Raw genomic sequence first — 25,310 nt, 5'->3', positions numbered from 1 at the left:
CGTTTTTAAATGAATTTCGCCGCGAGATTAAGATCTCGCGGCGAAATTTCAGTGTCCAGCGATTTTGGTGCCGGATGTTCTTTGGCCGGCGGGAAATCCTCTCGACCGGGCACGCCAGGCAAAAATGAAGCCCACTAACAATAATAAAACGACGGCCCAAGGGAATGAGGAAGCACCATAGGTATTCAGGAGTATGCCGCCGATAATCCCGCCTCCTGCGATAGCGCTGTTCCAGGCTACCACATTCATTGACAATGCGACGTCTGCACCGTCTCCCGCTGTATCTGCTAATGCCGTCTGCAACAGCGTCGCGGCTCCGCCAAATGTCAGCCCCCAGATCGCAACACCTGTGAACACAAGAATTGGTGACGCAGGCAATAATGCGAATGCCAGCACTGTCATCGCGAATACCAAAAGACTGATTAGTACCGTCTTGCGCAAGGCTCGGTCGACGAGCTTCCCTGTAACCCCTATGCCAGCAAGAGCTGTGATACCAAAAACGAGCAATACAAGATCGACGCGGTTGCTCAGTCCGGCTGGGGCAACAAACGGTGCGATATAAGTATAGAGGATATTGTGGGCAAGCATCCACATGATCACGACGGCCAGAACGGACAGTACCCCCGGTGTCCTTAAGACCTGTGTCAGTGGGATGCGTCCGCTTCTTTTGATCCCAGGGTAGTCCGGAACCTTAGCAATAACCCAAAAGACAAGTACGATGGTCAAAGCTGACATAATCCAGAATGCAGCGCGCCATCCAACGGCTGTCCCAAGCCAGGTTCCAATCGGCACACCTAGGGATAAAGCAATGGGAGTGCCGACCATGGCGATGGCCATTGCTTTTCCTTGCTGATCCGGAGAAACCATGCGTCGTGCATATCCGGCCAGGAGGCTCCAGGCCAGCCCTGCGGCTACGCCTGCGAAGAACCGTGAAGTCAGTGTAAGCCAGTAATTGTTCGAAACAGCCGTCACCATGTTGAAGACCAGAAAGCCTGCCAGCGTGAGAAGCAGGACATTGCGGCGTCTCCAGCTGCTTGTTGCGATGGTAAGCGGAATAGCTGCGAGCAGCGATCCGACTGCATAAGCAGTTACAGTTTGTCCGGCCAGAGCTTGAGAAACGCCCAATCCATTTCCGATCTGCGGCAACAGACCGGCTGGGAGTGTTTCTGTGACGATGCAGATAAAGCCCGACATTGCGAGAGCGAGCAGGGCAGCTATTGGTAATCGCGCCTCTCTTTCGGTCGGAAAGTTTGCGGTCGTTACGGTCATCAGGAGTCCTTGCAATATATAGATCGATCATTCCATATATTGCAAGATTTGACCCTTGGCAATGAATTGTGGATCGATTACTATATATTTACATGAGGAGCTTACGATGGCACGTACCGGACGCCCGCGAGAATTCGACAGAGAGAAGGCCCTTGACGCCGCGCTGACGCTGTTTTGGGAGCAAGGATTTGAGCCGACATCACTCAATCAGCTGAAAGCGTCGATGGGGAATATATCTCCGGCGAGCTTTTATGCGGCCTTTGGATCTAAGGAGAGCTTATTTCGGGAAGTGGTCGAACGCTACCAATCCACTTACGGGCAAGTTACATTAAGTCTCTTCGATCTCTCACTGGCTCCGCGGGACGCAATAGAGATGGCGTTAAGAAAATCCGCGCAGATGCAAAGCGACGAGACTCATCCTCCTGGCTGTCTGATTATTTTAGGGGCGAGCAATTGCGCGCCTGATAATCGCCACGTGGATGAGATTCTTGCAGCAGATCGTCAACGCAATCGCCACGGGATAGAGCAATGTATCAGGCGTGGTGTTGCACAAGGAGAGCTTTCCGAGCGGACTGATGTGTCAGCTTTGGCCGGAGTGCTTCACACATTTCTAATGGGTATAGCATTGGAAGCGAAAGATGGCACGAAGCGCGATCAACTGGATCGCGCCGTCACTATGCTGATGACGATATGGGATATGAATCGTTTATCTTAGCTATTTTGTCGTGCTGTTCAGACCAGATAGGCCGTCCACAGTTTTGGGAAAATCGCTATTCCAGTTTCAGGCATGTCCCATTGAACCACGCCTGAAACCAAGTGTCGTCCTTTTGCTCATCGCCCGTCAGTTCGTTTGGCGAAACGCAGGATAATGAAACCAGCACTACCTGCGATAAGCGAACCGATCAGAATTCCTATTTTTGCTTCGTCCTGCAGCAGCGCGTCATTGAAGGCGAGAAGTGAGATAAACAGGCTCATTGTGAAGCCAATGCCGCACAAGAGAGTGGTGCCGAGCATTTGGGACCAGCTTGCGCCAGCTGGCAGACCCACAATACCCGTTTTGACCAGTAGTAAAACTGCGCCGAAAATCCCCAGGAGTTTACCAAGCGCCAATCCGGCAGCCACACCTAAGGTGACTGGGGCAAATATTGCGTCCAGACCCAATCCAGAGAAACTCACACCGGCATTCGCAAAGCCGAATATCGGTACAATGAAGAATGCAACAGGCTTGATCAGGCTATGTTCAAGCAGATGCAAGGGACTTTCAGAAATGCTGGCTTCTGGCTTTGCTGGCGTGCGTGTGATCGGAATGGTCAATGCAAGCAAAACACCAGCAATTGTTGCATGAACGCCGGAGCGATAGGTGAAGAACCAGAGTAAAATACCGACTAAGAGATAGGGTGTCAGGCGCTTTACGCCTGCAAGATTGAAAGCCAGAAGAACGGCGAAAACACCTCCAGCCAAAGCCAGATCGATTACCGAAACACCAGACGTATAGAAAATCCCAATGATGATCACAGCGCCAAGATCGTCAATGATCGCGAGAGCGGCAAGAAAAACCTTCAGAGATGTTGGAACCCGGGAGCCGAGCAACGAGATGACACCAAGGGCAAATGCAATATCAGTTGCAGCTGGAATTGCCCAGCCGTGGGAAGCGCCGTTGTTAAGATTGAACGCAAGGTAGACCATTGCGGGAACGGCCATGCCTGCAGCAGCAGCTGCCCCGGGCAGGATGCGCCGCGGCCATGAAGAAAGATGGCCATCAACCATCTCGCGCTTTATCTCCAGACCAACCATCAAAAAGAAAATGGCCATAAGAGCATCGTTCACCCAATGCTGAATGGAAAGAGGCCCCAGATAGACATGCAGTGTACGGAAATAGGTCTCCGCAAGCGGAGAATTTGCGACGAGCAATGCAGCAATCGCTGAAGCTATCAGCAACAAGCCACCTGAAGATTCACTGTCGAGAAAATTGCGAATAGTACTTTGAATGCGACCAGCCATGGCAGCTCCTGACAGAAACGGTTAAACACAGTCTCCGTATTCAGGGCAGTCCCTGGGCGCACGCAGCACACGCCTTGCGTTAAGGTAGCAATTAATGCTGAGATTTCAAGCGCTGCTTGTCGATAATGCTCATAGTCGATTTGGTGCTGGCCTCGTTCTCCTATTGAATCACACCAATCTTTAGCTTGACGGAAGAGTTGGTGTCGTAAGAAAAGAAGACAAATGTGTATCCGAGCGCTGCAACAGCGATGCAGAGTCTGAGACAGTATGCGACATGAGAGAGATGAAGCAGTTATGAGCCACGAGCTCCATGATCCCGGCGGTAAGGTTCGCCTCAAGGTTAAATCGGAAATCAGGGGCGATGCTCTATTTTCGGAATGTGGCCGCTATCGGCGGCTACTCACACGCGACTGGGACGGAGCGGAGAAGGCTGGTTATGTTCTATGGATCGGTATGAATCCGAGCACCGCTGCATTCAATGTTGATGATCCCACTGTTTTTAAAGAGCAGAAATTCACACGCCGTTGGGGTTATGGTCGGTACGTGAAATGTAATGTTATGGATTATCGTGCAACCAATCCGAAGATGTTGCTGGAACAAGGTGTTATTCCTTGTACGCAGGAAAATTTGCAAACCATTGTCGGACAGGCTTTGGGCGCTGAAATTGTTGTGATGGCATATGGTTCACTTCACAAGAAACTGGCACACCACGGACAGGCTGTGACCGATGCTTTGCGGGCAGCAAAAGTTAATCTGCACGCCCTAAAAATTACAAACAACGGTTCGCCCGGACATCCCTTATATCTCAAGGACACGAGCGAACTGATCTCCTATTAGTTTTCGCGGACCAATCTAACTGCCAATCACTGGCAGCGAGTTTAAAGCGCATCCCGAAAAGTGTGAAACGGTTTTCGGATAAGATACGCGTTCAATCAAAGGTTTAGAGCGCCGATCTGATTCAATCAGATCGAAACGCGCTCTAATAGCTGTTCTGAAATAAACATCAGACGATGGAAAGACAAAACACGTGACGAACAAGCTTCTTCGTAACCAGGCAGGATTTGCTACTCGGGCCATTCACGTTGGACAGGAGCCTGATCCACTGACTGGTGCTGTTATCCCTCCGATCTACCATGCCACAACCTATGTGCAGGACGGCATCGGTGATAGCAAAGGCTATGATTACAGCCGAAGTGGCAACCCGACACGCGATGCGCTGGAACGTTGCCTTGCCGATCTTGAAGGTGCGGAAGTAGCTTTGGCGTTCCCGAGTGGCCTTGCAGCGGCCGCGACTTTGCTAGAGGCGCTTCCGGCGGGCTCGTCGATATTAGCCCATAATGATCTTTACGGTGGTGTCTACCGACTACTTGCCGATGTTCGACCGCTGACTGCGGGCCATAAGGTCCGTTTTGTTGATTTTTCTGACGAAAATGCGCTAAGCCAAGCTGTCCTTGATCATAAGCCAAGTTTGCTCTGGTTTGAGACGCCTTCAAATCCCACTCTTCGAATTGTTGACCTGTCTCTGGTTGCAAAACTTGGGGCGGAAGCCGGTGCGATCACCGTGTGTGACAGCACCTTCTCATCGCCTGCAGGACAGCGTCCGATGGAACATGGTATCCATGTTGTCGTCCACTCGGCCACCAAAATGTTAAACGGACATTCAGACCTTCTTGGTGGTGTTGTCGCAGTTTCCGCCCATGCTCCAGCTAAGCTCGGCGAAAGGATCAAGTATCTGCAAAATGCGCTGGGGTCAGTGATGTCGCCGACAGATTGCGCGCTGTTGCACCGCTCTCTGAAGACGCTTGAGATCCGGAGCATCCGGCAGTCAGAAACGGCACTCAAGCTGGCCAATAGTCTTGAAAGCAAAGCCCACGAGCTTAGGTTGAGCAGAGTTGTTTATCCGGGGCTGACAAGCCACCCCCAACACGCAATGGCGGCGCGACAAATGCTTAATTTCGGCTGCGTCGTTTCTGTCGAAGTTAAGGGTGATCTTGCGCGGGTCGAGCGTATCCTGACATCGACGCGTTACTTCCATTTTGCTGTCAGCTTGGGCAGCGTAGAGAGCCTCATTCAACACCCGTTCTCGCTTACGCATGCCGTTGTGCCCGAGGATCAGAAGAACGACCTTGGAATTGGTCCTCAATTGATCCGCATTTCTGTTGGTCTTGAAGATCCGGAAGATCTGGAAGCCGATTTGGTGCAGGCACTGATGAATAGCCGGTAGTTCACTCTGTTATGCCTGAGGTCGAGCCTTCTCACGCTTGAACAGCTTTACGCTAGCCAGTCGGTCAATCTCTACGAAGATGACCGGGGTAATAAAAAGCGTCAGAACCTGGCTGAGCAATAATCCGCCAACCACTGCCACACCTAGCGGTTGGCGCAGTTCTGAACCTTGTCCATGACCGAGAGCAACTGGAACGGCCGCGAGCAGAGCACAGAAAGTCGTCATCATGATTGGTCGAAAGCGCATGATGGCTGCTTGATGAATCGCCTCTTCGGCTGGATGATTGTTCTCTCGCTTCAGAACGAGTGCTACGTCTATCATCATGATGGCATTCTTTTTGACAATGCCGATTAGCATCAAAAGGCCGATAAGCGCTATGATCGATAGATCGAAGCCAAAGAGTTGGAGTGTTAGCAAAGCACCAAAGGCCGCCGATGGGAGGCCGGACAAAATAGTGAGCGGATGAGCGAAACTTTCATACAAGACGCCGAGAACAATGTAGATTGTTGCAATCGCTGCTAAAATGAGCAGCCCCATATTACCCGTTGATTGCGCGAAAACCTGGGCTGCGCCAGCTGGATGAACAGCAACCGAGGCTGGCATGCCAATTTGATTGCGCAAGCTGTCCGCTTGATCAGTTGCCGTTCCGAGCGACACGCCTTCCGGAAGATTGAACGACAAGGTCACCGAAGCCAACTGACCAGATTGATTAACAGTTACGGGGCCATTGGTACGCATTATTGAAGCAAAGCTTGCCAACGGCACTAAGGTTCCTGATGACGACGGCACCCGAAGCGCGCCCAATTGGGTTTCATCCCATTGACGATTGCGATCAAGTTCTATGATGACATCGTAATTGTTACCAGTGGTTTGAATCTGCGAAGCTGTAAGCGTACCATAGGCAGCTTCCAACGTTTTGCGAATGGCTTCAGATGGTATTCCGAGGCTACCAGCTTTGTCGTTGTCGATTTCTATGCGTGCTTGTAGAGCATTATTCTGGAGATCAGACGCAACATCGACAAACATATTGGGCTCGGCCTTCATGGCGTCAGCAAGTTTCGTCGACCATTGCCGCGCTTCATCGGCATCCAGAGATTGCAGAACAATCTGATATTGGCTCTGGGTGCTACGACCGCCAAAGCGCAAGCTCTGCACTGGCGTTATATAAGCCGTAAGCCCGGGAAGCTGATTGAGTGATTTTCGCAGGTTACTCAATGTCTGATCAAGGGCGGGCCGTTGATCTCGTGCTCTGAGCTGTACGAAGAACGATCCGGTATTAAAGGTAGAACCGCCCGGTCCGCTTCCCAATGACGAGGTGACATGTTCAACGGCAAGGTCTTTGGAAATGATTGCGGAAGCCTGTTGCTGCAAAGCACTCATTGCCTGGTAGGATATATCCTGCCGTGCCTGTGTGGAGATTGTTAGCAAGCCGATATCTTCCTGTGGAAAGAAACTTCTTGGTAATGTCATGAAAGACCAGACCGACCCCGCCAGACTAAGAAAAAATAAAGTAAGTACAATGGAGCGGTGGTTCAGGCACCAACCAACTGCACGTCCGTACTTCTGTGTCACAGCATTGAAGATATGCGTGAAACGGCCCGGCTTTTCAGGGCTGTGAGGCAGTCGGGCAGCAAGCATCGGCGTCACAGTCAAAGAGACAAGAGCTGAAGACAAAATGGATAAGGTGACGACCATACCAAACTCATTCAATACGCGCCCGACGATGCCACCCATCAGCAAAATGGGAAGAAAAACGGCGACCAGAGAGAGAGACATGGAGACAATCGTTCCGGTGACTTCCTGACTACCGTCAATGGCCGCTTGAAAGGGCGAAAGGCCTTCTTCGGTGCGTCTTACGATGTTTTCCAGCATCACGATTGCATCATCCACGACCAGTCCAACCGCGAGAGTCAATGCAAGCAACGAAATATTGTCGATGGAAAATCCTAATGCATACATACCAGCGAATGTTGCAACCAATGACAATGGGACCGCCAATCCGGGGATCATGGTGGCCCAAAATCGTCCTAGGAACAAGTATATCACGAGGATGACAAGGCCTATTGTTATAGCCAAGGTTTTTTGAACGTCGGCTATGGCTGCGCGTATAGAAGCGGAAGCGTCATTGACGACTGAAATATGCATCTGCGCGGGAAGGGCTGCCTCAATGTCTGGCAATTTGGTTCGGATAGCGTCTACAACGGCAACGGTATTTGAGCCAGGCTGCCTCTGTACGGCGAGTGCGATTGCTTGCTTTTCGTCGAGCCAACTGCCCTGATTGACGTTCTCCACACTATCAAGGACTGTCGCTACGTCTGACAGGCGAACAATTCTATTGCCGTTTCCGGCAATGATCAGGTCCTTGAACTCATCAGCGTTTGTTCGTTGGGTTTTGGCGTCGACTGTTAACGCCTGCGTTCCGTTTTGTAGCGTTCCCACGGGCGTTTGATCGTTTGCAGCAGTAATCGTGTCACGCAAATCTGAAAGCGATAAGTTTCTGCTTTGAAGCTTATCTGGGTCCACCTCGACACGTACCGCGTAGGTTTTAGAGCCAAATACCTGTGCCTGTGCCACACCTGAGATCGTGGATAGCGCCGGCGAAATGATGTTCTGAGCAATGTCGTCCATCTGTGTCAGACGGGCACCATCTCCGGTCAACGCGAGGATAAGCACCGGCGCGTCAGCGGGATTTGATTTGCGATAGCTGGGCGGCGTGGTCAGGTTATCAGGCAGTTGTCTCTGAGCGCGCGTGATTGCCGCCTGCACATCAGCTGCGGCTGCATCGATATCGCGGGATAAATCGAATTGCAAAGTAATGGATGTGTTGCCAAGTGAGGACGTCGCACTGATCGTGTTAATGCCAGCAATCGTTTCAAATTGTTTGATAAGCGGTGTTGCAACAGAAGAAGCCATGGTGTCAGGAGAGGCGCCTGCCAGCTGCGCGGAAACATTGATTGTGGGAAAATCGGCCTCTGGAAGTGCTGCAACCGGTAACTGGAAATATGCGGCAACGCCACCGATAAACAGTCCGGCAATCAACAGGACGGTTGCTACTGGACGACGGATGAATAACTCGGAAATATTCATGGCGTTAGTGCCTTTATTTCCATTCTATCGCATCCCGAAAAGTGCGAATCGGTTTTCGGTTGAAATGCGCGTTATAACAAAATCTTAGAGGCTAATCTGTTTCACTCTGATTGGCGCTCTAGTCGGAGGATGTTTCGGTTCCGGTTTCTGCAGCCGCAACCTTTACCTTACTGCCATCGACAAGTGATGCTTGTCCTTCCGTCACAACCTTCTCGCCCGATTGAAGCCCTTTACTGATCCCTGCGATGCCATTCGCGCGCAATGCGACTGTCACCTGCCGGATCTCAATTGTTTTATTGGCTTTTACGACATAGCTTAAGGAGCCGTTTTCCTGCGGTTGCACAGCCACGCCGGGGACCAGTACGAGATTGTCGATTTGGCCTGTAGCAATCGAAACGCGCAATGATTGCCCCGGCCAGAAGTTTCCAGATTGATTGTCGAGCTGTGCGCGTAATCGTACGGTTCCGCTCACAGTATCGATAGAATTATCGATGAAGTTCACTGGGCCACTTTCGGTGTCATCCTTGCCGTCTCCTGAAACCGCAGTCGCTTGAGCAGTCAGCGTTCCCGCTGCAAATGTTTGACGGATCTGCGCAAGATCGGTTTCCGGAAGGGTGAACTCAGCATAGACTGGTGTCATCTGTGTGAGAGTTGTAACCGGGGCGCCGGCGGCCAGATAAGCTCCAACGGATACAACAATTGCGCCGAGTTGACCGTCGAATGGTGCTGTGATTTTTGTGTTGGCCAATGTGACCTGATCTGCAGTGAGCTGCGCTGTGTCGGCCTGTAACTGTGCCTGGGCAACTTTAAGTGACGCTAAAGCGTCGTCACCGCTTTGCGATGTGTTAACGCCACGATTGACTAGATCCTGAATGCGTTTCAATTGCAGCTCTGCATCATCAAGGGTTGCCTGGGATTTGGCGACGGTAGCCTGGTCTTTGCCAATTGTTGCGCGAATTACACGATCGTCGAGTTGCGCGATTAGATCGCCTTTTTTGATTATTGCGCCATCGCGGACGTTCAGCACAGAAACATTGCCAGCTTGCGGACTGTTTACAGCGGTCGATGCAATTGCAACGACCGTTCCCACCGCATTGCGCTGTATAGGTAGAGAGCCTGCTTCTGCGACTGCAGTTTTGACCGCGTGCTCGACATTAGCGGAACGGCTTGCTCCTCGTTTGCCAATGTTTTGCGTTGTATCCAGTGTTGTTACGGAAGACGGACCATTAAAGTGATACCAGCTAACGTAAGCGGCACAGATTATTGTGATTATTGTAGTACACCAGATCACCCAACGCTTCACTCGCAGGCTCCTGTTACCAAGACATGTTATCTGTCCAAGATGCTCAGAATACCAGAAATCGAGTGACCGGCAACTAAACTTGCCGTGATTTCTACCTCCTTAAGACGGAACCTGTTTTGTCAGAGCACAAAGAGAACCGCGCCGCCGCTCATGCCCGCACCCGCCGCTGTCATAAGCAGTTGCTCACGAGCCTTGAATGGTTGGTTTTGATGCTGCACAGACAATGACAGCGGGATGGTTGCTGCTGATGAGTTGCCATAGGTGGCGATTGTGCGGACCATTTTATTCTCCTCAAGTCCCAGATTGTGACGCACTGCATCGCAAAGACGGATATTGGCCTGATGGGGGATGAAATGGTCAATTGCAGAAGCTGTTATACCTGCTTCGTCCAGCACCTGACGTGAGGTGTCTGTCATCAGATCGACGGCACGTGTGAAAACCTCGCGCCCGTCACGCATTGTCATCAGAGAATGATCTATAGGGGTCTCCGGCGAAAAGGGTTTGTTGCTGCCGCCTGCTGCAATGGTGACGAGGCCATAACCACTGCCGTCTGATGCCATTGCTGCCGCTTTAAGGCCACTTTGTCCGTCTTTGCATGGGGCCAACACAACTGCGCCTGCAGCGTCTGCGAATAAAACTGCAGTCGCTCGTTCCAACGGATTAATCCTGCGACTGAGAATATTCGCGGCCACGATAAGCACCGCTTTGCCTTGCGTTCGTACAAAGCCATCAGCAAGTGTCAATGCATAGAGAAAGCCGGAGCAGGCACCGGCAAGATCAATTGCACCGGAATGATTCAGCCCAAGCTTATGTGCAAGCAGCGGTGCTGACGGGGGCAAAAGATGATCCGGCGTTGAGGTTGCAAGCAAGGTCATAGCGATTTCATCCGGCGCAATTCCCGCTTTGTCGAGGGCCATTTTTCCGGCTGCGGCTGCAAGGCCGCTTAATGTGTCGTCTTCCGTTGCCCAATGGCGTCTTTGAATCCCGGTACGCCTTTCTATCCAGCCTTTTTCAAGACCAAGCTGGTTTTCAATTTCCGCATTGTGAACGATACGCGACGGTACGGCATGACCAAAGCCGGCAAGACGGGAAGAAATCTTGGGCATCAAACAACCTCAGCTGAAACCATTGATGTGACTTCATCAATCGCATCATAGGTGGCAGCAAGTTCGTCAGCACTGGTGCAATAGGGTGGCATCAGATAGATGACGTTTCCCAGCGGGCGCAAAAGTATGGCTCGTTCGCGGAATAGCCGACGCAAGCGTGGTCCTACTTCGGCCATATAACCGCCGGAAGGCGACGCAAGATCGAGTGCTGCAATAGTGCCGCATTGCCGGATACTGGTAAATCGTGCGTCATTCTCGAAACGCTGCAACTGACGTGTATGTTGTGCGGCAAGCTGAGCAATGCGCGCCTCAACCGGCTCACTGCGCCAGACTTCCAGATTGGCGACAGCGGCGGCGCAGGCAATTGCATTGGCAGTATAGGAACTGGAATGGAAGAAGGTTTTGCTGCGGTCTTGCGATAGATGCGCATCGAAAATCTCCGCAGTGCACAGCGTTGCCGCCAGTGGCAAGGATCCTCCGGTCAGGCCTTTTGAAGTGCAGAGAATATCGGGTGTAATGCCCGCCTGATCACAAGCGAAGTGCGTACCGGTACGCCCCCATCCGGTCATCACCTCGTCAGCGATAAACAGACAACCGTAACGACTGGCTATTTCCTTAAGTGCACAAAGTACCGCTTTGTCATAAAGTTTCATGCCGCCTGCGCCAAGCACCAGTGGCTCAATGAGAATGGCAGCGACTTTTCCCGAACGGCAAAAACTTTCAAACGCATCAAGGGTCTCCTGTTCTTTCTCCGCATCGGGGAAGGGAAGGCGATCCACGCCAAACAGAAGTGGTTCAAACGGAACGTTGAACACGCCGCGCTCTCCCGCAGACATGGTGCCGATGGTGTCACCATGATAGCCGTGCTCCATCACCACAATGCGGTTACGCACGATGCCGCGATTGTAGAAGCTCCCCAACGCCATCTTGATCGCAACCTCGACAGCCGTTGATCCGCTGTCAGAAAAGAAGACATGGCTCAGGCCGTGTGGGGCAAATTCGAGCAGGCCTCTGGCGAGGATTTCTGCAGGTTCGTGGGTGAACTCGGCAAAAATAATCTGATCTAAACTCTCAGTCGCCGCGCGGATTGCATCCATGATGATGGGATGACGATGGCCGTGCGTTGTCACCCACCATGACGAGATGGCGTCGAAGATACGAGTGCCGTCTTCATCGAACAGGTAAGCGCCATCGGTTGCGACGATGCGCTTCATCGGCGGTATAAGGGCATGTTGCGTAAACGGATGCCAGACAGGAGAGCGGGTCATGCGGGTGTCTCCATCAGGGATACCATATCGAAATTCTCATGGAAGGCCTGGCTGAGATTTTCTTTTGTCAGCTCGTCCAAAATGGGCAGGCGCCCGAGTATTCTCACTTGTCCAATCTTGGCGATGATTGTCTGCGTGTCGATATTTTCAGCGCCGATGAAGGCCACGCTATGAATAGGAGTATTGCGGCTGCGCAGCGCTTCGATGGACATCAACGTATGATTGATCGTGCCAAGCGATGTACGGGCGCAGAGAATGACAGGAATGTGCCAGCGCGCGAAGACATCTGCGAAAACGGTTGTGTCGGTCAGCGGTACCAGCAGGCCGCCCGCGCCTTCTATGACCAGTGGGCTGTTGCATGCGGGTGGCTCAAGTCGGGTCGGATCAATTTCCACACCCTCAAGCCGAGCCGACAGGTGAGGTGAGGCGGGTGCTTTCAGGCGATAGGCTTCCGGCAATATGTGCGCGGCTGGCACGCCGCTTAGACGAGCAACGGTTTCGCTGTCCGTTTCTTCATCCAGTCCTGATTGTACAGGTTTCCAGTAATGGGCGTTGAATGTGCCTGTGATAGCCGCAGAAAACACCGTTTTGCCGATGCCGGTATCAGTGCCGGATATAACGTAACGGAGGGTCATGCCATGTATTCTTTCATGGTTGCGGCGAGGCAATCCAGCATGTGAGAAATCTGCTGTTGATCGACATTGAGTGTGATGGAGAGACGCAGACGCGCTGTGCCTTCAGGCACAGTTGGCGGGCGGATGGCGCGGACGTCAAAGCCTTGCTCCTGAAGAGCCTCGGCAATTTGCAAGGCTTGCGCATTGTTGCCGATGATGATCGGCTGGATATGCGATCCGCTTGGGGTAATACCGAAGCGCTGTTTCAATACCTCGCCCGCAAAGGCAACCCGAGCACTGAGCGCTTCCCGCCGTTCAGGTTCATCATTGATGATACGTAGTGCTTCGCGAACACCTGCTGCCATAAGCGGCGACGGTGCAGTGGAATAGATGAAAGCCCGTGCACGATTAACGAGATAATCTGCCAATACTTTTGACATAACAAGCAATGCACCCGACACGCCAAGCGCCTTGCCGCAGGTATGCAAGACCAGCACGTTTTCTCGGCCTTCCAAGCCTGCCGCCAGTCCGCGACCACCAGTGCCGAAGACGCCGGTGGCATGCGCTTCATCGATCACCAGAAACCCGTCATGATGATCGGCAACTGCAGCGAGTTCGGTAAGCGGTGCCTGGTCTCCATCCATTGAGTAGAGGCTTTCCACGGCAATCCATGGGCGCCCTTTGCCGCCTTTGTTGCGCCAGTTTCGGATTGTTTCACCAAAGGCGCTTGCATCATTGTGGGGGATGCTAATGGATGCGGCTTTGCTGGCCGCAATGCCTTCATGGGCGCTGGCATGAATAAGCGCGTCATGCAGAATGAGATCGCCACGTCTTGGTAAGGTCGCGAAAAGTGCGAAGTTGGCTATGTAACCGCTGCCGAAATAAAGAGCGCTTTCTGTACCGAAAAAAGCGGCTGCTTCCAGTTCGAGAGCTTCGTGCTCCTGATGGTTGCCGCGCAGCAGACGCGAACCTCCGGCTCCAGCCGGAACGCCTCTGTCCATCGCTGCACGGATTGCTGCTTTCATGTGTGGCGCATTGGCAAGCGCGAGGAAGTCATTCGACGTGAAGTCTATGCCACACGCCGGCGCCAGTCTGCGTAGTCGTGCTTTGCGTTGCAGGCCTTCAAGTGCGGTTGAATAGTTGGTAAGCATAGTCATCAACCGGCTGCCGGTTCCAATGGCATGGGAGAAATACCAAGACGATTAAAAAGAGCAGTATCATGGTCTTCGCCGGGATTATCGGCAGTCAGCAGCGTGTCGCCGATGAAGATAGAATTCGCGCCAGCAAAAAAACACAGCGCCTGCATTTCGTCGTTCATTTCGGTGCGTCCGGCAGACAGGCGCACATGCGAGGTCGGCATCAAGATACGCGCCAATGCAATTGTGCGGATGAAGTCAATCGGATCGATAGGCTTGGCATTTGCCAATTTTGAGCCGGGAATGGGGATCAGCTGATTGATTGGTACACTTTCCGGCGGTACGGGCAGATTAGCGAGCGTCAGCAACATCGAGATGCGATCGTCGATTGTTTCACCCATGCCCAAAATTCCACCGGCGCAAACCTTGATGCCTGCTACACGCACAGTTTCCAGCGTGTTCAGCCGGTCTTCAAACGTACGCGTGGTGATGATCTCAGAATAGAAACGTTCGGACGTATCGATGTTGTGATTGTAGTAATCGAGCCCGGCTTTGGCAAAGTCATGTGCTTGCTGATCTGTCAGCATGCCCAGTGTCATGCAGGTTTCCATGCCGAGCGCTTTCACGCCTTCAACCATGGCAACAAGTGTGTCCATGTCGCGGTCCTTCGGACTACGCCATGCTGCGCCCATACAATAGCGCGTTGCGCCTGCATCCTTGGCCTTGCGGGCTTCTCCGAGTACCTTTTCAACTTCCATCAGTTTTGAGGCTTTTAGGCCGGTCGGATAGCGAGAGGATTGGCTGCAATAGCCGCAATCTTCCGCACACCCACCGGTTTTTATCGATAAAAGGCGGCTCATCTGCACGGCATTGGGGTCGAAATACATGCGGTGAACGCTCTGAGCGCGGAACAACAGATCGTTAAACGGTAAATTATAGATAATAAGAGCTTGATTGATGGTGTAAGGAGGTAATTCTGATACGTTGCGTTCGATCTGTGGCGATTTTGATGTCTGAACTTGCACGAATAGGGTCCTTAAGAATCAAATTATAGATATAATTTATAATTATTGATAATACACAGAAATGCAACTGCTGCTACTGTTCTTTCACGCGTGCTGCCGCGCGGAGGAGGGCTGATCGGCGCTGTATTCGTTGTCTTTGCAAGCGTTTCGGTATCGAGAAATTGTTGAAACTCGATCTGCTGGACGCGTCAATCTCTTGACAGAAAGCTTCACGTCGCAGAGTGTAACTGGACTAGTGGATGAACCAGTAGATCAGTGGAGTCTCGTTTGAACGTTGTTCACGATCTTTTACTCGATAAGAGTGCAGGGCTCGGGCGCAACCTTGAGCGGCGCACCATTCGCGATGTGATCGCAGACAAGATCAGCGCCCTTATTGCTTCTGGATTGCTGAGTATCGGTGATGAGCTCCCGGGGGAAAGAGAGCTGGCGACGGCACTTTCCGTCAGTCGTCAAACTGTTCGTGGTGCGATCCAGATTCTGGCAGCGCGTGGTATTCTGGAGGTCGCTCAAGGTGCAAGAACGCGTGTGGCAAGCATCGATCTGACCGGGCTTTCAATCGGTATAACATCTCGCCTCAATGTTGATCTTTACGATGTGCATGCGGTTCATGCAGCGCGCTTGCTTGTCGAGCAGCAGATTGTCGGCGATGCAGCCGAGCGCATCTCGGATGATGCGTTGGAATTGTTGCATCGGTCTCTTGATGCTCAGGCGAGTTGCATGGATGACCCCGTCCGCTTTCTGATCTGTGATAGGGAGTTTCATGTGGCGATCTATCGCGAATGCGGGAATCCGCTTCTCGCAGATATCGTGACAGATCTTTACACTTACATGATGGAGCATCGTCGTCGCGCCATGGCGCAGCCGGGTGCTGTCGATGGGAGCTTTGCTGATCATCAGGTTATCCTGAGCGCGTTGGAAAAGCGTGATCGGGTTGCAGCGATGGCAGCTTTTGCCGCGCATGAAGAACGAATTTATGTCTCTACGAAAAAGTCTCTGGCTGCCGAAACTCGGTAGCCATGAGCACGTATGTGCTGTCGCAAAGGCTGCAAATGAACTGCATGTAACCAAATGACGAAGGGCAAAACTGTATGCATGTCTTGATTATTGGCGCGGCAGGAATGGTCGGACGCAAACTTGCGGAAGCCATCAGCCGTGATGGAGGTATTGCCGGAGCGGAAGTCAATGCTTTGACATTGGTGGACGTAATCTCACCTTCTGCCCCAGACGGATATTCAGGCAAAGTTGAGACTTATGCCGCAGACATTTCTGATCCCGCAGTTGCAACCACTCTTGTTGCAGGTCGACCAGACGTTATATTTCAACTGGCAGCGATTGTATCAGGTGAAGCCGAGCTTGATTTCGACAAAGGCTATGCAATCAATCTTGATGGCACGAGATATCTGTTTGAAGCTATTCGCAAGCAAGGGGGCATCTCTCCGTACAAACCACGTGTGGTTTTCACATCGTCGATTGCCGTCTTTGGGGCACCCTTTCCAGAGAAAATCGATGATGAATTCTTTTTGACACCGCGTACAAGCTATGGAACGCAGAAAGCAATAGGCGAGCTCCTGCTCGCGGATTATTCGCGCAAGGGCTTTCTGGACGGCATCGGAATCCGGCTGCCGACGGTGTGTATTCGCCCGGGAAAGCCAAATAAAGCCGCGTCCGGCTTTTTCTCCAATATCTTGCGTGAACCCCTCATCGGCAAGGAAGCCATTCTGCCGGTGGATGAATCTGTCAGACATTGGCATGTCAGTCCTCGCCGTGCAGTGGGTTTTCTCCTGCATGCTGCAACGATTGATCTTGCGCGCCTCGGCCATCGCTGTGTTTTGAACATGCCAGGCCTCTCAGCTACGGTTGGTGAACAGATTGAAGCATTGCGAAGAGTTGCCGGCGACAAAGCCGTGGCGTTGATCCGTAAAGAACGCGATCCGCTTATTGCTGGGATCGTTGATGGCTGGGCGCAAGATTTTGATGCAAGTCGCGCGATCGAGTTGGGCTTTGTCGCGGATACATCGTTCGATGAAATCATCAAAATTCATATCGAAGATGAATTGAACCAAGGATGACATGACGTGACGCCGGATAAGACAGTAACTGTAATCGGACTTGGCTCCATGGGCTGGGGGGCAGCCACGTCACTATTGCGCGCAGGCTTTCATGTTAAAGGCGTGGATGTTCGTCACGAGGTTTTGCAACGTTTCGCGGCGGAAGGCGGTGAGGCATACTCGACCGCTGCCGAGGCGGGTCCGAGCGATGTAGTATTCGTTTTCGTTGTGAATTCTGATCAGGCAAAGGATGTCCTCTTCGGTGCCAAAGGTGCATTGGCAAGCGCTGTTCGAGGCACAGTCTTTCTTTTGTGCGTAACTATGGCGCCGAGCGTCACCGTCGAAATAGCGGAACGCCTTGAAGCGGCTGGCATGCTGGTTATAGACGCGCCGGTTTCGGGCGGGCATCAGAAGGCTCTCACAGGCGAAATGACGGTGATGGGATCTGGCTCGAACGCAGCCTTTGACATTGCTGCGTCCAGTTTGAATGCTGTTGCTGGCAAGGTATTTCGTCTCGGTGAAGTGCCCGGACTGGGCTCGAAGGTCAAGATGATCAATCAGCTGCTTGCCGGTGTACATATCGCGGCAACAGCAGAAGCTCTCACTCTTGCAGCAAAAGTTGGATTAGACCTTCAGACAGTATTCGACGTCATTCGTGTTTCGGCGGGTTCTTCATGGATGTTCGAAAATCGCGGACCGCACATTGTGGAAGGCGATTACACACCACGTTCCGCAGTGAATATCTTTGTCAAGGATTTGGGCATCGTTACCTCAGAAGCTTCCGAGGCTGGAGGGTCGACACCTTTAAGTCAAACAGCACTGGAACTCTTTAATCAGGCTGCCGGTGCCGGATTCGGACCTCAGGATGACGCAGCTGTAGCAAAGATTCTCGCCTTAAAAAGCGATGTAATATTGCCCGGAATGACGGATTAGACGATGAGTATTGTTTTAGGCGCCATTGCTGACGACTTTACCGGAGCAACCGATCTCGCAGGTCTTTTGGCTCGAAGTGGCTATCCAGTTTCTTTGCGACTTGGATTGCCGTCAGAAGCCGAACCTGAAGGCAACGCCGCAGCGTTCGAAATTATCGCTCTTAAATGCCGTACAATTCCTCAAAATATGGCTGTTGATCAGGCGCGATCTGCTTATGAATGGCTCAGCGCTCGCGGTGCAAAACGCTTTTACTGGAAATATTGCTCGACCTTCGACAGCACTGAAAAAGGCAATATAGGGCCGGTTGCTGAAGCGTTGATGGCCGATATAGGCACGTCTCAGACGATCTATTGCCCTGCATTTCCGGAAAATGGTCGTAATGTTTTCATGGGGCATCTTTTTGTGGGAGAAGCGCTTCTCAACGAAAGCGCGATGAAAGACCATCCTTTAACGCCCATGCGCGACTCCAGTCTGGTCAGATTGTTGACGCCACAGGTGCGTGGAAAAGTGGGCCTCGTCAACCGGCTTACTGTCGCGCGTGGAGTGGAAGCTCTCAAATCCAGATTAAGGGAACTGGAGGCTGACGGCATCGCACACGTTATTATTGATGCGGTTGCGAATGATGATCTTTCAATTATCGCGGAAGCCTCACTGGATTTCCCATTAATCAGTGGAGGTAGCGCTCTCGCTATGCCGCTGCCAGCACTTCTCGCTGGCTCCGGTATGATTGGCCAAACCACTGAAACTGTACCTGAACCTCAGGTGCAGAAGGGACAGATTGTACTTTCAGGCAGTTGTTCGGCCATGACTCTCAAGCAGGTCGAACTCTATCGTGATAGGGCTGCAAGTTATCAGCTGAATCCAACAGTTCTGGCCGAACTTGGTATCGCGGATGCGCTCGACTGGCTCCAAAAACAACCGGTCGAAAAGCCGAAGCTGATTTATGCAAGTGCTGACCCTGCTTCTGTGCAAGAAGCGCAATCGAAGCTTGGCGTCGAGCGGGCCGGACAAATTGTTGAACAGGCGCTCGCTGAATTGGCGTTTGCTTCGTTCAAACTTGGAATACGTCGATTTGTGGTCGCTGGCGGTGAAACATCGGGCGCAGTTGCTCAGGCACTTGGAGTCTCGAAGCTCAGGGTCGGTAAAGAAATCGCTCCCGGTGTTCCATGGACCTATGCCAAAATTGGCGATGAAACCGTCGCACTCGCACTTAAGTCCGGCAATTTTGGAACCGCGTCCTTCTTCTCCAATGCGCTTGAGCTGCTGGAGGTTGCATGAGCGAAGAAGCGAGGTTGCGAGAGGATATCTGCCGGTTAGCAAAATCGATGTTTGATCGGGGGCTTACAGGTGGATCTTCGGGAAACATCTCGGCTCGCCTTTCCGACGGGCGCTTGTTGGTAACGCCAACAGGCAGCTCGTTTGGTGGGCTTGATCCTCAAAGACTATCGCTATTCAACGAGGCAGGGATATTGGTTGGCGGTGATCGTCCCACAAAAGAAATGCCGCTTCATTCCGCATTTTATGAAACGCGCGGTGCCAAGGCCGGGGCAGTTGTGCATCTGCATTCATGCCATTCGGTTGCCCTTTCAATGCTACCAAATATCGATCCTGAGAACATGCTGCCGCCTCTAACGGCTTATTCGATCATGAAGCTCGGCAAGGTCAAGCTCTTGCCATACTTTTTGCCGGGTGATCCGGCAACCGGCGACGCAATCCGCGGGCTGGCTGGTAAGCGAAGTGCGGTTATGTTGGCCAATCACGGCCCTGTCGTTGCATCGAAAGATCTGGAAGCAGCGGTTTACGCGATCGAGGAACTCGAAGAAACGGCCAAACTTGCTTTGTTGACCCACGGGCTGAAACCCAAGCTCTTAACCGATGCGCAGATCAGTCAGATCGTAGAAAAATTTGATGTGGAGTGGGAGTAATATGGCGAAATTCTCGGCCAATTTGGGTTTCCTGTGGCAAGAGCTGCCTCTTCCTGATGCAATACGCGCAGCCAGCAACGCTGGCTTTGATGCCGTGGAATGTCATTGGCCCTATTCCTATGATGTCAAAGATATAGCTGCCGCTCTTCACGAAACCGGGTTGCCAATGCTGGGTCTCAATACTAGCCGCGGCAATGTAGAAGTTGGTGATAATGGCCTTACAGCCATTCCGGGCCGTGAGAGCGAAGCGCGCGCTGCTATTGATCAGGCGATCACCTATGCCAGCGAACTTAACGTGCCCAATATACACGTCATGGCAGGACGGAGTGAAGGAACGGAAGCCCATCGCACTTTTTTGAGCAACCTCACCTATGCCTGCGAGCGCGCATCTATCTATTGCATGACTATTCTGATCGAACCTTTGAATAATCGCGATGCGCCGGGATACTTTCTGAGAACCTCTGCGCAAGGTCTATCGATTATCGAAGAGCTCGGTCAGGACAATCTGAAGCTGATGTTTGATTGTTATCATATCCAGATCATGGAGGGTGATATCAGCAAGCGGCTTGAAGCATTGATGCCGCATATCGGCCATGTCCAGATAGCGTCCGTTCCCGATCGCGCAGAACCCGATCATGGGGAATTAAACTACAGACATATTTTGAGTTGGCTCGATAAGCTTGGCTATCAAAAACCTATTGGGGCTGAATATCGTCCGGCAACGTCTACCGTTGACGGACTAAAATGGATGCACCTTTTTGAATGAAGCTATTAAGCGGTACAGACACGAGAACGAGGAGGAATGATAGTAATGAGCGCTGGATCAGCTGCAGGAAATAAGCCCATTGCACTTGTGACGGGTGGGGGGACGGGGGTCGGTCGTGCGATTGCAAAAGCGCTTGGCACTGCAGGCTATCAGGTCATCATCTCGGGCAGACGTGGCGAGGTTCTCGATAAAGCGGTTAAGGAACTCTCGGCTGAAACGGGCGGACATTTCCACGCTTTCAAAGCGGATGTAAGTGATCCTGTGTCAGTGCGCACCCTTTTTGACAGCATCGAAAGCAAATTTGGACGACTGGATCTTCTGATCAACAATGCGGGTACTTTGGTGCCGGGTGTTCCTTTGGAAGAAATCAGTTTCGATGACTGGAGTGCAATTGTAGGCGCTAATCTGACTGGTGCGTTTTTGTGTACACAGCAGGCATTTCGCATTATGAAAGCGCAACAGCCGCGTGGTGGTCGCATCATCAATAATGGATCAATTTCAGCGACGACACCGCGTCCGAACTCGGCGCCTTATACTGCGACCAAGCACGCCATCACTGGCCTGACAAAGTCGACGGCACTTGACGGGCGTAACTTTGATATTGCTTGCGGGCAGATCGATATCGGGAACGCTGCAAGTGACATGACGCAGAAAATATCGACTGGTGTCATTCAGGCAAATGGGACGATTGCCGCAGAACCAACGATTGACCCGACGCATGTTGCCAATGCAGTTGTTTATATGGCGAGCTTGCCTTTGGACGCTAATGTGTTGACCATGACGGTGATGGCAACCAAAATGCCGTTAGTCGGGCGCGGTTGATACTGTCGCCTGCTGCAATGGATTGAAGCTTTACAAAGGAGAGAAATAGCGAAGGTGCAAATGTCGGAAGTGAGGAGCTGGCATTTTCATTTTTTCAAAAAACATAAATTATCGATCACACTCTGGGAGGATACGCATGGCAGCTGTACAGTTCGCTGAGGTAGTGAAATCTTTCGGTACCTTTCCTGTTATCAAAGGCGTGAATATTGATATTGAAGATGGCGAATTTGTCATTCTTGTTGGGCCTTCTGGCTGCGGAAAATCAACCCTTTTGAGAATGTTGGCCGGGCTGGAGAATATCTCCGGTGGGGAGGTTCGCATTGGCGGAAGAACAGTAAATAACCTGCCGCCCAAGGAACGCGATATTGCTATGGTGTTCCAGAACTATGCCCTTTATCCCCATATGACAGTTGCAAAGAATATGGCGTTCTCATTGATGCTCAATTCTGCGCCACAGGCCGAAATTGAGGAGCGGGTGAACTATGCGGCTGGTATTCTCGGTCTGACAAATCTGCTCGACAGATATCCGCGTCAGCTTTCAGGAGGGCAGCGCCAGCGGGTTGCCATGGGGCGCGCGATCGTTCGTGATCCGCAGGTTTTCCTGTTCGATGAGCCACTGTCTAATCTCGACGCCAAGCTTCGAGTGGCTATGCGTGCAGAAATTAAGGAATTGCATCATCGACTGAAGACGACAACTGTCTATGTAACCCACGATCAGATTGAAGCCATGACAATGGCTGACAAGATCGTGGTCATGCATGACGGGCGCGTTGAGCAGATTGGCTCACCGCTGGAGCTTTATGATAATCCAAGCAACCTGTTTGTCGCAGGATTTATCGGCTCACCCGCAATGAATATGATCAAGGGTAAGCTCGCCCCGGAAGATCCAAAAACATTTGTTGCTGAAGACGGTATGCGGTTACCACTTTCTCGCGGTTATCCAGCCGCTGTCGGTCGCGATCTCGTTTATGGGTTGCGTCCTGAATATATCCGGCTTGATAGCGCGGGCATGCAGGTGCCGGTGGTCGTCATTGAACCAACTGGCTATGAAACACACATCGTCGTGAATTTTGGCGGAACAGAAAATACCTGTATTTTCCGCGAACGTGTCGACGTTCGCCCTGGCGAGATGATTTCAATCTCAATTGATCCAGCAAATGTTCACTTGTTCGATGAACAGGATGGAATGCGGCTGTCGGCCTGAGTTTATTCCGCGCACCAAAGGAGAGGAGCCTTCGGTGTGCTGTTTCTGGGAAAGACGCATGTCACCAGATTTCTGCATCCGTGGTTTGGGACAGCGGATGTGATCAACGAGAAGTCCCATCTTTGGAGGAGGAGCATAATGACTATCAGAAGAAGAACATTTCTTGCAGGAACAGCAAGCCTTGTTGGCGCTGCGGGTCTTTCTGGCCTCGGCTATTCTCCGGCTTTTGCTGCCGAACCTCAATATAAACCCGAAGAAGGCGCAAGTCTTCGGCTCTTGCGCTGGACACCTTTCGTGAAGGGCGACGAAGAGAGCTGGCTTGCTAACACAAAGAAATTCAGCGATGCCACTGGTGTTGCAGTCCGCATTGATAAGGAAAGCTGGGAAGATATTCGCCCCAAAGCAGCGGTCGCAGCCAATGTTGGATCTGGCCCGGACATTGTCATGTGCTGGTTCGATGATGCCCATCAATATCCCGACAAGCTCGTAGACCTCACGGAACTGGGTACATATCTCGATGGTAAGTACGGCGGCTTCTATGATGGGCTGAAGGGATATGCTGTACGCGATGATAAATTCATTGCCATGCCGTTGACTGCAATCGGCAATGCCATTGTTTATCGTGACAGCCATATGAAAGCAGCAGGCTTTAGCGAGTTCCCCAAGGATGCCGCAGGCTTCCTGGAGCTTTGCAAAGCGATGAAAGCCAAAGGCACGCCAGCGGGCTTTCCACATGGTAAAGCAGTTGGTGATGGCAACAACTACGCCCATTGGTTGTTGTGGAGCCACGGCGCACAAATGGTCAATGAAAAGGGCGAAGTCACTATCAATTCGCCTGAAACACTGGCTGCATTGAATTATGCAAAAGAGCTCTACGCCACATTTATTCCAGGAACGGAAAGCTGGCTGGACATCAATAATAATCGCGCGTTTCTTGCGGGGCAGGTTTCATTAACTGCGAACGGTGTTTCGATCTATTACGCTGCGAAGAATGACCCGAAGCTTGCTGAAATTGCTGAGGATATGCGCAGTACAAACTTCCCAATTGGGCCTGTCGGGAAGAGCGTTGAATTGCATCAGACCAGCTCCTTGCTTGTATTCAAACATACGAAATATCCAGAAGCTGCAAAAGCTTACCTTAAGTTCATGATGGAAGCAGACCAGATGAATGCATGGATCAAGGGGTCGAGCGCCTATTGCTGCCAACCACTTAAGGCGTTCGCAAACAATCCGGTCTGGACGGAGAATCCCATCCATGCGCCTTATGCCCGAGCATCGGAAACCCTGCGGCCGAACGGGTATGCGGGGCCACTGGGATATGCGTCAGCGGCGGTGATGGCTGACTACGTTCTGGTCGATATGTTTGCGTCTGCGGTAACGGGAGCGGAAACTCCAGAGGAAGCGATGGCAAGCGCTGAAAAGCGAGCGAACAGATATTATCGCGTGTGATCGACATAATTATGAGGCGTAGGTGAAAGCCTGCGCCTCCGCTTCGCATAGAGCATTTCCGGCAAAAGAGCGAAGCGGTTTTCGGAACAAGATGTACGCAAAAACAGTGAGATAGAACATTTCTCGTGATCGAACTTCAACCAGAAATGCTCTGGTGTTCTGGAGGTGCAATCCATGACGATGACGAATACAAAAGACTCCGGGAGCGATGCGGCGCAGCAAAGTCCCGCCCGACCGCGCCTGAGCAACAATCGCGATATGCTTGGATTTTTGTTCATGCTGCCTGCAGCAGTTTTTCTGCTTTGCTTCCTTACCTATCCGCTTGGCCTGGGGGTTTGGCTGGGCTTCACCGACACCAAGATAGGACGCGACGGCATTTTTATTGGCCTTGAGAATTATGAGTTTCTCTGGGACGACAGTGTTTTCTGGCTATCTGTGTTCAACACGGTCCTCTATACGTTCGTCGCATCTGTTCTCAAATTTGGTTTGGGCCTTTGGCTTGCGCTGTTGCTGAACGAAAATCTGCCGATCAAATCTTTCTTCCGCGCAATTGTACTTTTGCCGTGGGTGGTGCCAACCGTACTTTCAGCACTCGCATTCTGGTGGATCTACGACGCACAGTTTTCCATTATATCCTGGTCGCTCATGCAGATCGGTCTGATTGACCAGCCCATCAATTTTCTGGGCGATCCAACCAATGCACGATTGTCTGTCATTGCGGCCAATGTCTGGCGCGGCATTCCTTTCGTGGCGATATCTCTCCTTGCGGGCCTGCAGACCATTCCAGCATCCTTGCAGGAAGCAGCATCCCTTGACGGTGCATCCAGCTGGCAGCGTTTTAGGCATGTGACATTACCGATGCTGACACCGATCATCGCTGTGGTGATGACGTTTTCCGTGCTGTTCACATTCACAGATTTTCAGCTGATCTATGTTTTGACCAAAGGTGGGCCTGTGAACGCGACGCATCTCATGGCCACCCTATCGTTTCAACGTGCAATTCCGGGCGGCCAGTTAGGCGAGGGTGCTGCGATAGCGGTCGCAATGATCCCGTTCCTGCTCGCCGCAATTATGTTCTCCTTCTTCGGTTTGCAACGCCGCAAATGGCAGCAGGGCGGAGGTGATTGAGA

22 protein-coding genes are annotated in these 25,310 nt (G+C 51.9%); 13 read left to right on the top strand and 9 right to left on the bottom strand.

Annotated features, from left to right (window positions below):
• Positions 1 to 48: 48 nt before the first annotated feature.
• Positions 49 to 1,269: an MFS transporter gene (locus tag ACSME1_RS19440; RefSeq protein WP_435655639.1), complete on the bottom strand. Its 1,221-nt coding sequence runs from the start codon at positions 1,267 to 1,269 to the stop codon at positions 49 to 51.
• A 106-nt stretch (positions 1,270 to 1,375) separates the two neighbouring features.
• On the opposite strand from ACSME1_RS19440, the gene ACSME1_RS19435 reads away from it, so the two are divergent.
• Complete coding sequence (locus tag ACSME1_RS19435; protein ID WP_435655638.1) at positions 1,376 to 1,984, top strand: TetR/AcrR family transcriptional regulator; 609 nt, start codon at positions 1,376 to 1,378, stop codon at positions 1,982 to 1,984.
• A 116-nt stretch (positions 1,985 to 2,100) separates the two neighbouring features.
• Here ACSME1_RS19435 and nhaA read toward each other — a convergent pair whose 3' ends face one another.
• Positions 2,101 to 3,270: a Na+/H+ antiporter NhaA gene (gene nhaA, locus ACSME1_RS19430; protein WP_024896722.1), complete on the bottom strand. Its 1,170-nt coding sequence runs from the start codon at positions 3,268 to 3,270 to the stop codon at positions 2,101 to 2,103.
• A 294-nt stretch (positions 3,271 to 3,564) separates the two neighbouring features.
• Here nhaA and ACSME1_RS19425 point away from each other — a divergent pair, with 294 nt between their 5' ends.
• Together ACSME1_RS19425 and ACSME1_RS19420 are read left to right on the top strand one after the other, a co-directional pair.
• The gene (locus tag ACSME1_RS19425) at positions 3,565 to 4,107 is read left to right on the top strand and encodes a DUF1643 domain-containing protein (protein WP_435655637.1); all 543 of its coding nucleotides are present in this window, start codon (positions 3,565 to 3,567) and stop codon (positions 4,105 to 4,107) included.
• Between the two features lie 190 nt (positions 4,108 to 4,297).
• The gene (locus ACSME1_RS19420; RefSeq protein WP_435655636.1) at positions 4,298 to 5,494 is read left to right on the top strand and encodes a trans-sulfuration enzyme family protein; all 1,197 of its coding nucleotides are present in this window, start codon (positions 4,298 to 4,300) and stop codon (positions 5,492 to 5,494) included.
• A 9-nt stretch (positions 5,495 to 5,503) separates the two neighbouring features.
• On the opposite strand, the gene ACSME1_RS19415 is transcribed toward ACSME1_RS19420, so the two are convergent.
• From ACSME1_RS19415 to bioB, 7 genes are all read right to left on the bottom strand, one after another.
• Positions 5,504 to 8,581 carry an efflux RND transporter permease subunit gene (locus ACSME1_RS19415; protein WP_100557816.1) on the bottom strand — a complete coding sequence of 1,026 codons (3,078 nt, stop codon included), beginning with the start codon at positions 8,579 to 8,581 and terminating at the stop codon, positions 5,504 to 5,506.
• Between the two features lie 118 nt (positions 8,582 to 8,699).
• Positions 8,700 to 9,686, bottom strand: coding sequence for an efflux RND transporter periplasmic adaptor subunit (locus tag ACSME1_RS19410; RefSeq protein WP_245872400.1), 987 nt, complete (start codon positions 9,684 to 9,686; stop codon positions 8,700 to 8,702).
• A 317-nt stretch (positions 9,687 to 10,003) separates the two neighbouring features.
• Positions 10,004 to 10,990 carry a beta-ketoacyl-ACP synthase III gene (locus ACSME1_RS19405; protein ID WP_024896726.1) on the bottom strand — a complete coding sequence of 329 codons (987 nt, stop codon included), beginning with the start codon at positions 10,988 to 10,990 and terminating at the stop codon, positions 10,004 to 10,006.
• Positions 10,990 to 12,258 (bottom strand): adenosylmethionine--8-amino-7-oxononanoate transaminase, encoded by a 1,269-nt coding sequence (locus ACSME1_RS19400; protein ID WP_435655635.1) that lies wholly within the window; start codon positions 12,256 to 12,258, stop codon positions 10,990 to 10,992. The genes ACSME1_RS19405 and ACSME1_RS19400 overlap by 1 nt, the downstream gene beginning before the upstream one ends.
• Positions 12,255 to 12,893 carry a dethiobiotin synthase gene (gene bioD, locus ACSME1_RS19395; RefSeq protein WP_435655634.1) on the bottom strand — a complete coding sequence of 213 codons (639 nt, stop codon included), beginning with the start codon at positions 12,891 to 12,893 and terminating at the stop codon, positions 12,255 to 12,257. Before bioD ends, ACSME1_RS19400 begins: the two co-directional genes overlap by 4 nt.
• Positions 12,890 to 14,029 (bottom strand): 8-amino-7-oxononanoate synthase, encoded by a 1,140-nt coding sequence (locus ACSME1_RS19390; RefSeq protein ID WP_435655633.1) that lies wholly within the window; start codon positions 14,027 to 14,029, stop codon positions 12,890 to 12,892. The genes bioD and ACSME1_RS19390 overlap by 4 nt, the downstream gene beginning before the upstream one ends.
• Positions 14,029 to 15,003: a biotin synthase BioB gene (gene bioB, locus ACSME1_RS19385; RefSeq protein WP_435655783.1), complete on the bottom strand. Its 975-nt coding sequence runs from the start codon at positions 15,001 to 15,003 to the stop codon at positions 14,029 to 14,031. Before bioB ends, ACSME1_RS19390 begins: the two co-directional genes overlap by 1 nt.
• 297 nt (positions 15,004 to 15,300) lie before the next feature.
• Between bioB and ACSME1_RS19380 the strand changes: the two genes are divergently transcribed.
• From ACSME1_RS19380 to ACSME1_RS19335, 10 genes are all read left to right on the top strand, one after another.
• Positions 15,301 to 16,047 carry a FadR/GntR family transcriptional regulator gene (locus tag ACSME1_RS19380; protein ID WP_105535143.1) on the top strand — a complete coding sequence of 249 codons (747 nt, stop codon included), beginning with the start codon at positions 15,301 to 15,303 and terminating at the stop codon, positions 16,045 to 16,047.
• Between the two features lie 74 nt (positions 16,048 to 16,121).
• Positions 16,122 to 17,102, top strand: coding sequence for a D-erythronate dehydrogenase (gene denD, locus ACSME1_RS19375; protein WP_435655632.1), 981 nt, complete (start codon positions 16,122 to 16,124; stop codon positions 17,100 to 17,102).
• A 6-nt stretch (positions 17,103 to 17,108) separates the two neighbouring features.
• Positions 17,109 to 18,014: an L-threonate dehydrogenase gene (gene ltnD / locus ACSME1_RS19370; RefSeq protein ID WP_435655631.1), complete on the top strand. Its 906-nt coding sequence runs from the start codon at positions 17,109 to 17,111 to the stop codon at positions 18,012 to 18,014.
• Between the two features lie 3 nt (positions 18,015 to 18,017).
• Positions 18,018 to 19,292: a 3-oxo-tetronate kinase gene (otnK, locus tag ACSME1_RS19365; RefSeq protein WP_435655630.1), complete on the top strand. Its 1,275-nt coding sequence runs from the start codon at positions 18,018 to 18,020 to the stop codon at positions 19,290 to 19,292.
• The gene (otnC, locus tag ACSME1_RS19360) at positions 19,289 to 19,939 is read left to right on the top strand and encodes a 3-oxo-tetronate 4-phosphate decarboxylase (protein WP_435655629.1); all 651 of its coding nucleotides are present in this window, start codon (positions 19,289 to 19,291) and stop codon (positions 19,937 to 19,939) included. The genes otnK and otnC overlap by 4 nt, the downstream gene beginning before the upstream one ends.
• 1 nt (position 19,940) lies before the next feature.
• Entirely contained in the window at positions 19,941 to 20,705 is a 765-nt protein-coding gene (locus ACSME1_RS19355) for a hydroxypyruvate isomerase family protein (RefSeq protein WP_435655628.1), read from the top strand.
• Positions 20,706 to 20,750: 45 nt separating this feature from the next.
• Positions 20,751 to 21,527 carry an SDR family oxidoreductase gene (locus tag ACSME1_RS19350; protein ID WP_435655627.1) on the top strand — a complete coding sequence of 259 codons (777 nt, stop codon included), beginning with the start codon at positions 20,751 to 20,753 and terminating at the stop codon, positions 21,525 to 21,527.
• A 136-nt stretch (positions 21,528 to 21,663) separates the two neighbouring features.
• Positions 21,664 to 22,731: an ABC transporter ATP-binding protein gene (locus ACSME1_RS19345; RefSeq protein WP_024896738.1), complete on the top strand. Its 1,068-nt coding sequence runs from the start codon at positions 21,664 to 21,666 to the stop codon at positions 22,729 to 22,731.
• Positions 22,732 to 22,869: 138 nt separating this feature from the next.
• Positions 22,870 to 24,180, top strand: a complete 1,311-nt coding sequence (locus tag ACSME1_RS19340; RefSeq protein WP_024896739.1) for an ABC transporter substrate-binding protein — start codon at positions 22,870 to 22,872, stop codon at positions 24,178 to 24,180.
• Positions 24,181 to 24,354: 174 nt separating this feature from the next.
• Positions 24,355 to 25,308, top strand: a complete 954-nt coding sequence (locus ACSME1_RS19335; RefSeq protein ID WP_170289493.1) for a carbohydrate ABC transporter permease — start codon at positions 24,355 to 24,357, stop codon at positions 25,306 to 25,308.
• The last annotated feature ends 2 nt before the right edge of the window (positions 25,309 to 25,310 follow it).

Origin of the sequence: Brucella pituitosa, from assembly GCF_965577835.1 — a bacterium.
In the GTDB taxonomy this organism is placed as follows: domain Bacteria; phylum Pseudomonadota; class Alphaproteobacteria; order Rhizobiales; family Rhizobiaceae; genus Brucella; species Brucella pituitosa.
The sequence above is the reverse complement of the archived record's forward strand: the minus strand, read 5'-3'. Positions and strand labels throughout refer to the sequence as shown.

Bases quoted from the DNA above. Each gene is read 5' to 3' on its own strand.
- ACSME1_RS19440 (WP_435655639.1), bottom strand. From the start codon at position 1,269: ATGACCGTAACGACCGCAAACTTTCCGACCGAAAGAGAGGCGCGATTA.
- ACSME1_RS19435 (WP_435655638.1), top strand. From the start codon at position 1,376: ATGGCACGTACCGGACGCCCGCGAGAATTCGACAGAGAGAAGGCCCTT.
- nhaA (WP_024896722.1), bottom strand. From the start codon at position 3,270: ATGGCTGGTCGCATTCAAAGTACTATTCGCAATTTTCTCGACAGTGAA.
- ACSME1_RS19425 (WP_435655637.1), top strand. From the start codon at position 3,565: ATGAGCCACGAGCTCCATGATCCCGGCGGTAAGGTTCGCCTCAAGGTT.
- ACSME1_RS19415 (WP_100557816.1), bottom strand. From the start codon at position 8,581: ATGAATATTTCCGAGTTATTCATCCGTCGTCCAGTAGCAACCGTCCTG.
- ACSME1_RS19405 (WP_024896726.1), bottom strand. From the start codon at position 10,990: ATGCCCAAGATTTCTTCCCGTCTTGCCGGCTTTGGTCATGCCGTACCG.
- ACSME1_RS19400 (WP_435655635.1), bottom strand. From the start codon at position 12,258: ATGACCCGCTCTCCTGTCTGGCATCCGTTTACGCAACATGCCCTTATA.
- bioD (WP_435655634.1), bottom strand. From the start codon at position 12,893: ATGACCCTCCGTTACGTTATATCCGGCACTGATACCGGCATCGGCAAA.
- ACSME1_RS19390 (WP_435655633.1), bottom strand. From the start codon at position 14,029: ATGACTATGCTTACCAACTATTCAACCGCACTTGAAGGCCTGCAACGC.
- denD (WP_435655632.1), top strand. From the start codon at position 16,122: ATGCATGTCTTGATTATTGGCGCGGCAGGAATGGTCGGACGCAAACTT.
- otnK (WP_435655630.1), top strand. From the start codon at position 18,018: ATGAGTATTGTTTTAGGCGCCATTGCTGACGACTTTACCGGAGCAACC.
- otnC (WP_435655629.1), top strand. From the start codon at position 19,289: ATGAGCGAAGAAGCGAGGTTGCGAGAGGATATCTGCCGGTTAGCAAAA.
- ACSME1_RS19355 (WP_435655628.1), top strand. From the start codon at position 19,941: ATGGCGAAATTCTCGGCCAATTTGGGTTTCCTGTGGCAAGAGCTGCCT.
- ACSME1_RS19350 (WP_435655627.1), top strand. From the start codon at position 20,751: ATGAGCGCTGGATCAGCTGCAGGAAATAAGCCCATTGCACTTGTGACG.
- ACSME1_RS19345 (WP_024896738.1), top strand. From the start codon at position 21,664: ATGGCAGCTGTACAGTTCGCTGAGGTAGTGAAATCTTTCGGTACCTTT.
- ACSME1_RS19340 (WP_024896739.1), top strand. From the start codon at position 22,870: ATGACTATCAGAAGAAGAACATTTCTTGCAGGAACAGCAAGCCTTGTT.
- ACSME1_RS19335 (WP_170289493.1), top strand. From the start codon at position 24,355: ATGACGATGACGAATACAAAAGACTCCGGGAGCGATGCGGCGCAGCAA.